At 70.5% G+C, this 1,042-nt stretch carries 1 protein-coding gene; it reads left to right on the top strand.

Going from position 1 to position 1,042, the window contains the following annotated elements; genetic code table 11:
• Positions 1-1,042, top strand: a 1,042-nt coding sequence (locus ACH4SE_RS36450; protein ID WP_398547884.1) for an AMP-binding protein, incomplete at both ends; no start/stop codon positions are given.

The raw sequence follows: 1,042 nt of genomic DNA, 5'->3' as shown, positions 1-1,042 counted from the left end.
CTCCTGACCCCCACCGACCCCACCGCCCTCGACGGCCCAGCCCTCACCCACACCCCCACCTTCCTCGACCAGTTCGCCGAACAGGTCCGCACCCGCCCCGACGCCATCGCCGTCACCAGCGGCAACCACCACCTCACCTACGCCCAACTCGACGCCCGCGCCCGCGAACTGGCCACCACCCTCCCCCACCACCGCATCATCGGCATCCGCCTGGGCCGCACCCCCGACACCATCACCGCCATGCTCGCCACCTGGCACGCCGCCAGCGCCTACCTCCCCCTCGACCCCGACTACCCCCAGCAACGCCTCGACTACATGACCCACGACGCCGGCGCCGCCCTCGTCCTGACCCCCGACGGACCCCAGCACCACCCCGGCACCACCACCACCGACGCCGCCTACGTCATCTACACCTCAGGCTCCACCGGCACCCCCAAAGGCGTCACCGTCAGCCACACCGCCCTGGCCACCCGCATCACCTTCATGCGCCACCACTACCAACTCACCCCCCACGACCGCATCATCCAATTCGCCTCCCACAGCTTCGACACCCACATCGAAGAAATCTTCCCCGCCCTCGCCTCCGGCGCCCGCATCGACCTCCTCCCCGACGGCCCCCTCACCCTCACCGACCACCTCCACCACACCACCGTCCTCGACCTGCCCACCGCCTACTGGCACCACCTCGTCGACGACATCGACCACATCCCCTGGCCCGACACCCTCCGCCTGGTCATCCTCGGCGGCGAACAAGCCCACCAAACCGCCCTCACCCGCTGGCACCACCACTTCGGCAACCGCATCCGCCTGCTCAACACCTACGGCCCCACCGAAGCCACCGTCATCGCCACCACCGCCGAACTCACCGAACCCCACACCCACCCCACCCCCGGACAACCCCCCATCGGCCACCCCATCGCCAACACCCGCATCACCCTCCACGGCCCCCACAACGAACCCGTCCCCCCCGGCACCCCCGGCGAACTCCACATCAGCGGCCCCGGACTCGCCGACGGCTACCTCCACCGCCCCGACCTCACCC

The organism is Streptomyces sp. NPDC020983, from assembly GCF_044333485.1.
Taxonomy (GTDB): Bacteria; Actinomycetota; Actinomycetes; order Streptomycetales; family Streptomycetaceae; genus Actinacidiphila.
This window is presented reverse-complemented; position numbering and strand designations above follow the sequence as displayed.